Below are 7732 nucleotides of genomic sequence, written 5' to 3' on the forward strand. Positions count from 1 at the left end.
CGGCGCACCAGCTCCTTGCCCCGGCGGCGTGCCGCGGCACCGCACACCGCCGCCGCCAGCAGCGGGGCGGTGTGCCGCCGGGCGAGCAGCAGCCGCTGGTTGACGACCGTCTCGGGACGCCAGTGGTGCTTGTACGGCTCGTCGCCGCGCAGCAGGCTCAGCGTGCCGAGCCCTGCGAGGTGGGCCTGCTCGGCGCCCGCCTCCAGCAGCATCGCCGCCACGTCCGCCTTGTGCTCCCGCAGCCTCGGGTGGGCGCCGTACAGATAACCGCCGCTCAGCCATCGCGACATCAGCGTCAGATCGACGGCCACCACGTCGCCGTCCAGGCGGAACTCGGTGACCACCGCGTCCCCGGTGCGCACCATCTCCGCGACCGCCCGCACCAGGTGGTCGCGGAATCTCAGCCGCAGATGCTCCGACGTCACCTTCCGCCCCTGCCACTGCAGCCGGTGCAGTTCCAGCAGCCGCCGCAGCGCCCCCTCCACCTCGTCGGGTTTGACGGCGCTGCGCTCCACGCCCAGCGCGTGCGTCTTGCGCAGCTTGGCGCGCGCCCGCTGCTGGGACTTGGACGGCAGCCGGGCGATCAGGTCCGCGATCGCCACGGCGGGCAGCTCCAGGCAGAGCGAGTCGTCCAGCCGGTGCCGCGGTCCGCCCCACCGCTCGTACACCAGCTCGGCGGCGGCACCGGGCCGGACCTCCCGGAAGTCGATCAGCGCGGTGCGCGCGGCCGTCGCGAGCCCCTCGGTGAGCGCGGTCAGCGCCGCCTCCCCGTGCCCGTCGTCCAGCAGGACGTCCCCGTAGTCGGAGATCGCCCCGCCCAGCGGCACCAGCGACGGAAGCGGACGGGTCACCCGCATCAGCGGGGCCGCCGCGACCAGTTCACCGCCCGCGCGCACCAGCACCAGCCGCAGCCGCCCCGGCGTGCCGTACGACAGCCACCACGAGTGCAGCCAGGCGTGACTCTGGAACGGCGTCGCGCGGGGCGAGCGCCCGTGAAGACGGCCCCAGACGGGAGCGAGCTCGGCGAAGGCGGGCTCGTCCGTGACGACTTCCGTGCGGTACGACGGCCTCACGGCGCTCGGTGCGCGTCGACGGCGACGGCCGGCCCCGGCACGGAGGCGGCCCGCCCCGTGTCGTCGAGGGCGCGGCGGGGCCGGACCAGCAGGGCGAGCCCGCCGAGCAGACCGCCGGCGCTCGCACCGACCAGGCCGGTGACCGGGGTGGAGGCCGAGGACGGCTCGGCCGGCTTGGTGGCGCGGGCGAACTGCTGGAGCTCCACCTTGGTGGCGCCCGCGGTGTCGTCCGCGTGCCCGGTCAGCGCGCGGGCCACGGCGTTGGCCATGTCGGCGGCGACGTCCGGCCGGGAGGAGGTGGCGGTGATCGCTACCATCGGCGCGTCCGGCGAGGTCGCCGTCCGCACGCTGTCCTGGAGCGTGCGCACCGGTACGCCCGCCCACACCTGCGCGTCCCCGAGCACCGCGACCTGCGTGGCGACCCTGCCGTACGCCTGCGCGAAGCCCAGCGCGGAGGCCGGGTCGGAGTTCGCGGCGGGTACGGCGACGACGTAACTGGTGGCGGTGTACTCCGGCGCCCTCAGCTCGCCGTACGCGCCGCCGAGCAGACCTCCGGCGACCACGCCGGCCGCGAGCAGGCTCCAGGGCGGGAGCTTCCTGGCGTGGGCCGGCCGGCCGCCATGGCGGTGCTGTCCGGTGGGGTTCTCGGTCATCACGAACTGGCTCCCTGGGGTGACGGTGACGAGGATGCCGCCGCACGCGGGGCGGCGGTCGCGGTCGCGTAGACATCCATGAGCTGGGCGGCGCTGCGGGTGACGCAGTAGTGCCGGGCGGCCTCGGCGGGCGTGCGGGGCCGCGGTCCGGCCGCCCGTGCCTCGGCGACGGCGCGGGCGAACTCCTCGGCGCCGCCGGTCACCCGGCGGGCGTGGGGCGCGGTGTGCGGGGGGAGGTCCTCGATCGCCGGGCAGGAGGCGTGGACGACGGGCAGCCCGGCAGCCAGCGCCTCGACCACCGCGAGCCCGAACGCCTCCTCGGCGGACGGGGAGAGCAGCAGGTCCATCGCCGCGGTGAGGGACGGCAGGTCCGGGCCGGGGGAGCCGTCCGGGAGGTAGGGGCGCTCACCGGTGAACAGGACGCGGTCGGCGACACCGGCCTCGTGGGCGGTGCGGCGCAGCATGTGCTCCTCGGGGCCGCCGCCGACCAGCAGCAGCCAGTGGTCGTCGGGGAGCCGGGCGAGGGCCCGGACGGCGAGGTCGAAGCGCTTGCCTGCGGTGAGGCGGCCGACGGCGCCGACGACGAACGCGGTGTCCGGCAGACCGAACCGCCGGCGGGTGCGCAGCCGCCGCACCGGGTCGAAGCGGAACCGGGCGAGGTCGATGCCGTTCGGGACGACCTCGATGCGGGCGGCCGGCACACCCCAGCGTTCCAGCCGGGCGGCGACCGTGGGGGAGACGGCGACCGTGGTACGGCCGAGGCGCTCACTGGCGAGATAGAGCCCGCGGACGCCGGCGGTCAGGGGGCGGCCCTCCATCCGGGAGTCGCCCAGGGAGTGCTCCGTCGCGACGATCGCCCTGACCCCGGCGAGGCGGGCCGCGAGCCGGCCGTAGACGCAGGCGCGGTAGAGGTGGGTGTGCACCAGGTCGTAGCCGCCGGACCGGATGAACCGGGCCAGACGGGGCAGGGCGCCGAGGTCACGGTTGCCGGCCATGCCGAGGTGGGTGACGCTGACACCGTCGGCCATCAGGCCGTCGGCGACCGGGCCCGGGTTGGTGAGCGTCAGGACGTCGCAGTCGACGGGCAGATGCCGCAGCAGCAGCCGCAGTTGCTGCTCGGCGCCGCCCACGCCCAGGCCGGTGATGACGTGCAGGGCCTTCATCAGACGCCCTCCACCGCGCGCCGGCGCAGCCCGTGCAGCCGGTACTTCAGCAGCAGGCGTACGGCGGTGTCGTTCTGCCCGATGTGCAGCCGGGGCAGTGCGTACGGGCCGGAGAGGGTTCCGGGGTCGATCGCGCAGGCGTACGCGTACCCGGCGTCCCGTACGGCGTCGGCGGCACGCCGGTCGATCGCGCCGTACGGGTAGCAGAAACCGGCGACCGGAGCACCGGTCAACTCCGCGAGCGCCGCTCTGCTTTCGACGGTCTCCACCGTCAGTGTGACGTCGTCGGCCTTGGTCAGATCGACGTGCGTCAGCCCGTGCGAGCCGATCTCGACGCCCTGATCGGCGGCCTTCCGGATGCCGTCGGCGGTCAGCAACCGCTTGCGCGGGCCCAGCGGATCCCAGGAGTTGTCGCCGCCGAGCCGGCCCGGCAGGACGAACAGGGTGGCGCCGCAGCCGTGCCGGCGCAGCACCGGAAGGGCGGCCTCGACGAAGTCGGCGTACCCGTCGTCGAACGTCAGCCCGACCAGACCCCGGTCCTCGCCCCGGGCGCGGGCGGCGATCAGCGCGGCCACGGACACCCCCCGCAGCCCCCGCCGGCGCAGCCAGCCGAGCTGGCGGTCCAGACGGTCGGGGGTGACGGTGATGCGGTAGGGGTCGTCCGAGCAGTCCCCCACGGAGTGGTACATCGCCACCCAGGGGACCGGGGCCGGGGCGCGTACGGCACGCGTGCCGGTGTCAAAGGGAACGGGCATACGGAAGCCTCCGGGTCACGGAACGTACGGAACGCAGTGCGGATGCGACTCCCTGCTCGCCCAGCGCCCGGCCGAGCAGCACGAAGACGGCGGCGACGGTGAGAGAGCCGAGGAGCAGCCCGGGCAGCGGTGCCTCGAACCGGCTCGCGGCGAAGGCACCGGCGACGGTCGCGCCGGCGGCGGCACCGATCGGCCGGCCGAGGTCCGCGAGGACATGACGGAGGCGGAGGGGGACGACGTTGCGCGCGGTGCCGGCGGTGGTAGCGGTGCCGCCAGTGGGAGCGGTGGTGGCGGTGTCGCCGTCCGCGCCGGGGCGCCCGCGCCCGGCCCGGGCCCCGCCGAGCAGCATCCCCGCCGTCAGCGTGATCCCCGCCGCGTTCGCCGCGGCGATGCCGCTCACCCCCCACAGCCCCACCGTGCAGGCCCCGATACCGGCCGTCGTGGCGACGCCCGCCGTCATCGCGGCCAGCGGGTACCAGCTCGGCCGGCCGTCCGAGAAGTACGTGCGCACCAGGGCGCCGACCAGGGTCTGGCCGAGCAGTCCGAGGGCGTACACGCGCATGACGTCCGCCGTCGCCGCCGTGTCCCGCGCCGTGAACGCGCCCCGCTGGAAGAGGAGTTCGATCATCTGCGGGGCGCACGCGACGACCGTGGCGGCACCCAGCAGCACGATGCACGCGGCCAGCGCCAGATCCCGCTCGACCCGGTCGCGGGCCCGCTCGGTGTCGCCGTCGGCCAGGGCTCGCGCGACCACCGGGAAGGTGACCGTGCACAGCATCAGCGACAGCGTCATCGGGATCTGCGCCACCTTCTGGGCGTAGTTCAGGTGCGAGATGGCCCCGGGGTCGAGATGCGAGGCGAGGAACCGCTCGATGAGGACCTGGGACTGACGGCACAGCGAGAACAGCAGCACCGCGCAGACCAGCGCGAGCCCCATCCGGCGCTGCGCCGCACCGTCCTCCTCCAGGCCGTCGGCACTCTTCCCGCGCAACTGCCGCCACAGCGCCGGAAGCTGGACCGCCACCATCAGGCAGCCGCCCACCGCGACCCCGAGCGCCGCCGAGCGCACCCCCCACCGCCCGCTGAGCACGAGCATCGTCGTGATGATGCCGGTGTTGTAGGCGACGTAGATCGCCGCCGGCGCCAGGAAGCGACGGTGCGCCCGCAGCGCGGCGCTGCAGTACCCGGCGAGCCCGAACGTCACGACGCAGGTCGCGGTGAGCCGGGTGCAGTCGACGGCGAGCCCCGGGTCGGTGAGGCCGGGGGCGAGGGCGCCGACCAGGAAGGGGGCGCCGACGACGACCAGTCCGCCGGAGGTGATCAGGGCGAGCGACAGCCGGGGCAGGGTGGCACCGACCAGGGCCCGCACCGGGTCGCCGGGCGCGCCCTGCGCACGCCGGGACAGCGCCAGGCTGAACGCCGGGATCAGGACGAGGGCCAGCCCGTCCTCGATCAGCAGGGTGGCCGCGAACTCCGGCACCGTCCAGGCGATCAGGAAGGCGTCCGTCTCACTTCCCGCCCCGAACAGCCGGGCCAGCGCCTGGTCCCGGGCGAGCCCGAGCAGCGCCCCCGCGACGGAGAGCGCCGCGGTGAGCAGGGCCGCCCTGGCGAGGAAGCCGCGGGATGCCGGGGCCGGTTCGGTGCCGCCCTCGGTGTGCGGGGCGGTCCGTGCGCAGGGCACGGTGGGCTGCGCGGCCCCCGGGGTCCGGGGAGGCGTCACGTTCATCGCGCCGGCGCCCCCTCCGGGCGCACGTCGGCCCGCGCCCACGCCGCCTCCTCGGCCGGTGTCTCCTCGGTACGCCCGCCGACCAGCGCCCACCAGGCCGCGAGGCCGAGACAGAGGGCGGTCAGCACCGTGGAGGGGCCGCCGATGTCGGCGTACGCGAAGTCGGTCAACTGCCAGATCAGCAGCCCGCAGGCCACCAGCGCGCAGTCGAGCCCTCGCCCGTCCCCGGCCCGTCTCGCCCCGGCGAGCCCCCGCAGCGCGCACACCAGCAGCGCGAGCCAGCTTCCGGCGAGGGCCAGCAGCCCGATCAGCCCCTGCTCGCTGAGGACCAGCAAGTACATGTTGTGCGGGGACAGCAGCGGCTGCCTGCGGAAGGCCGCGCCCGCGCCCTCCGTGTCGCTGGCCGCGGACAGCGCCAGCGACGCGTGGGCGTCCCGGTACTCGGGGAAGCCCTTCAATCCCACGCCGGTCAGTGGCTGTTCGCGCCACATGCCGGTCGCCGCCGCCCACATGGTGTACCGGTCGGTGACCGACTGGTCGGGCGCGTCGGTGACCTGCGTGATGCTCGTGATCCGCTCCTGGAGCAGCGCCGTACCGACTCCGAAGCCGCCGACCAGGACCACCCCGGCCGCGGCGATCGCCGCGCCCGTCCGCAACGCCCGCCGCATCCCGGCCAGCGCCAGCTGCACGGCGCACGTCACGGCGGTCGCGATCCACGCGCCCCGGCTGAAGGACAGCGCGAGCGGCACCAGCAGCGCCAGCGCGCAGCAGACGGCGATCAACCGCTGTCGTACCGGCGCGTGGCCGAGCGCCAGTCCGACCGCGCACACCACCCCGAACGACACCACGCTCGCCATGCCCATGATGTCCTGCGGTCCGAAGGTGCCCACGGCCCGGATCGGCTGCCCCTGGTACGAGGCGCCGGTCGCGGTCGCGTACTGGTGCACGCCGACCGCCCCCTGCCAGCCGGCGAGCGCCACCAGCGACCAGGTCAGCAGCCGGAAGTCCGCCCGGTCGCGGATCAGCAGCAGCACCGCGGCCGGCACCAGCACGAACACCTGGAGATAGCGGCCCATCCCGGTGATCCCGGCCTCCGGCGAGGCGGCTCCCACCGCCGCCACGGCGAGCCCCACGACTGGCAGCCCGAGGATCACGGCGGCCGTTCGGGACAGGGGACGCCGCCGCTGCCGCAACAGCCGCAGGGCACAGAAGCCGACCACCAGCGCGGAGGCCGCGTCGGCCGGGGTGGCGCCCCCGTCGCCGCCCGGCGCGAGCGGCAGCCCGACCAGGGCGACCACGGCCACGACGGGCAGGACGGGGGAGAGCACCCGGGCCCGCGCGGGGGGCAGAGCGAAGCTCATCGGCGCTCAGCTCCCCGTCGCCCGGACGAGCGAGGCCGCCGTGCGCAGCAGGATGCAGACGTCCTGCCACAGCGACCAGTTGTCGATGTACGCGTTGTCGAACCGGGCCCGGTCCTCGATCGAGGTGTCGCCGCGCAACCCGTTGACCTGCGCGAGTCCGGTGATGCCGGCCGGCATGCGGTGGCGGGCCGCGTAGCCGGGGTAGGCCTGGCTGAACTGGGTGACGAAGAACGGGCGTTCGGGCCGCGGTCCGACGAGGCTCATGTCGCCGCGGAACACGTTCCAAAGCTGGAGCAGCTCGTCCAGCGAGGTGCGGCGCAGGAACCGGCAGAACCACGGCATGTCGTGCTCGTTGGCCACGCTCCAGCGGGTCGCCGACTCGTGTTCGTCGGCCGGGCGGTGGGTGCGCAGCTTCAGCAGCGTGAAGGCCCGGCCGTCCTTGCCGATCCGCTCCTGCCGGAACACCACGCCCGGCCCGCCGCCGATCCGCAGCGCCAGCGCGCAGGCCAGCAGCAGTGGGCTGACCGCCAGCAGCAGAGCCCCGGACACCACCACGTCCAGCGTCCGCTTGCCGGCGTCGGCGCGCCGCCCTGGGTCCAGCTCCAGCCGCCGGCAGGCGTACCCGGCGAGCTGCTCGCGGGCCTCGTACGACGGCGAGTCCGCGTCCAGCTCCCACACCGCGCACCCGGACTCGGCGAGCCCCCGCAGCAGCGGCCCGTGCTCGCTGCGCACGGTGGGGTGGACGACCAGGACGTCCCGGACGCCGTTCTGGATGAGCGCCCGCTGGACCTCCTCGTCGGTCGTCAGCACCGGCAGCCCCTCGGTGCCGTCCGCGTGGTCGGCGACGATCCCCACCGGCCGCACCCCGCACCTGGGATGACGCAGTACGGCGGCGGCGACCCGCTGAGCGGTGTCGACGGGCCCGACGACCAGCGCGGCGCGCGGCTGGCGCAGCAGCGCGACCCGCCGCCGCCAGTGCACCAGCGCGCGCCCCGCGCAGC

Annotated in this window: 7 protein-coding genes; all 7 read right to left on the bottom strand. The window is 75.4% G+C overall.

Annotated elements, in window-relative coordinates:
- Positions 1 to 1073, bottom strand: a 1073-nt coding sequence (locus tag AB0O67_RS35485) for a GNAT family N-acetyltransferase (protein ID WP_365459625.1), incomplete at its 3' end; no start/stop codon positions are given.
- Positions 1070 to 1726, bottom strand: a complete 657-nt coding sequence (locus AB0O67_RS35490; RefSeq protein WP_365459628.1) for a lipopolysaccharide biosynthesis protein — start codon at positions 1724 to 1726, stop codon at positions 1070 to 1072. The genes AB0O67_RS35485 and AB0O67_RS35490, both read right to left, overlap by 4 nt.
- Entirely contained in the window at positions 1726 to 2889 is a 1164-nt protein-coding gene (locus AB0O67_RS35495) for a glycosyltransferase (protein ID WP_365459631.1), read from the bottom strand. Before AB0O67_RS35495 ends, AB0O67_RS35490 begins: the two co-directional genes overlap by 1 nt.
- A complete protein-coding gene (locus AB0O67_RS35500; RefSeq protein ID WP_365459643.1) occupies positions 2889 to 3578 on the bottom strand; it encodes a polysaccharide deacetylase family protein in 690 nt (229 codons plus the stop codon). The genes AB0O67_RS35495 and AB0O67_RS35500 overlap by 1 nt, the downstream gene beginning before the upstream one ends.
- 49 nt (positions 3579 to 3627) lie before the next feature.
- Positions 3628 to 5370 (bottom strand): lipid II flippase MurJ, encoded by a 1743-nt coding sequence (locus tag AB0O67_RS35505; protein WP_365459634.1) that lies wholly within the window; start codon positions 5368 to 5370, stop codon positions 3628 to 3630.
- Positions 5367 to 6731 (bottom strand): O-antigen ligase family protein, encoded by a 1365-nt coding sequence (locus tag AB0O67_RS35510; RefSeq protein WP_365459637.1) that lies wholly within the window; start codon positions 6729 to 6731, stop codon positions 5367 to 5369. The genes AB0O67_RS35505 and AB0O67_RS35510 overlap by 4 nt, the downstream gene beginning before the upstream one ends.
- A gap of 6 nt (positions 6732 to 6737) precedes the next feature.
- Positions 6738 to 7732, bottom strand: a 995-nt coding sequence (locus AB0O67_RS35515) for an exopolysaccharide biosynthesis polyprenyl glycosylphosphotransferase (protein ID WP_365459640.1), incomplete at its 5' end; no start/stop codon positions are given.

The sequence above is a fragment of the Streptomyces sp. NPDC086077 genome (genome assembly GCF_040686175.1).
Classification (GTDB): Bacteria; Actinomycetota; Actinomycetes; order Streptomycetales; family Streptomycetaceae; genus Streptomyces.

Coding starts and splice junctions, on each gene's coding strand:
- AB0O67_RS35490 (WP_365459628.1), bottom strand. CDS start 1,726: ATGACCGAGAACCCCACCGGACAGCACCGCCATGGCGGCCGGCCGGCC.
- AB0O67_RS35495 (WP_365459631.1), bottom strand. CDS start 2,889: ATGAAGGCCCTGCACGTCATCACCGGCCTGGGCGTGGGCGGCGCCGAG.
- AB0O67_RS35500 (WP_365459643.1), bottom strand. CDS start 3,578: ATGTACCACTCCGTGGGGGACTGCTCGGACGACCCCTACCGCATCACC.
- AB0O67_RS35505 (WP_365459634.1), bottom strand. CDS start 5,370: ATGAACGTGACGCCTCCCCGGACCCCGGGGGCCGCGCAGCCCACCGTG.
- AB0O67_RS35510 (WP_365459637.1), bottom strand. CDS start 6,731: ATGAGCTTCGCTCTGCCCCCCGCGCGGGCCCGGGTGCTCTCCCCCGTC.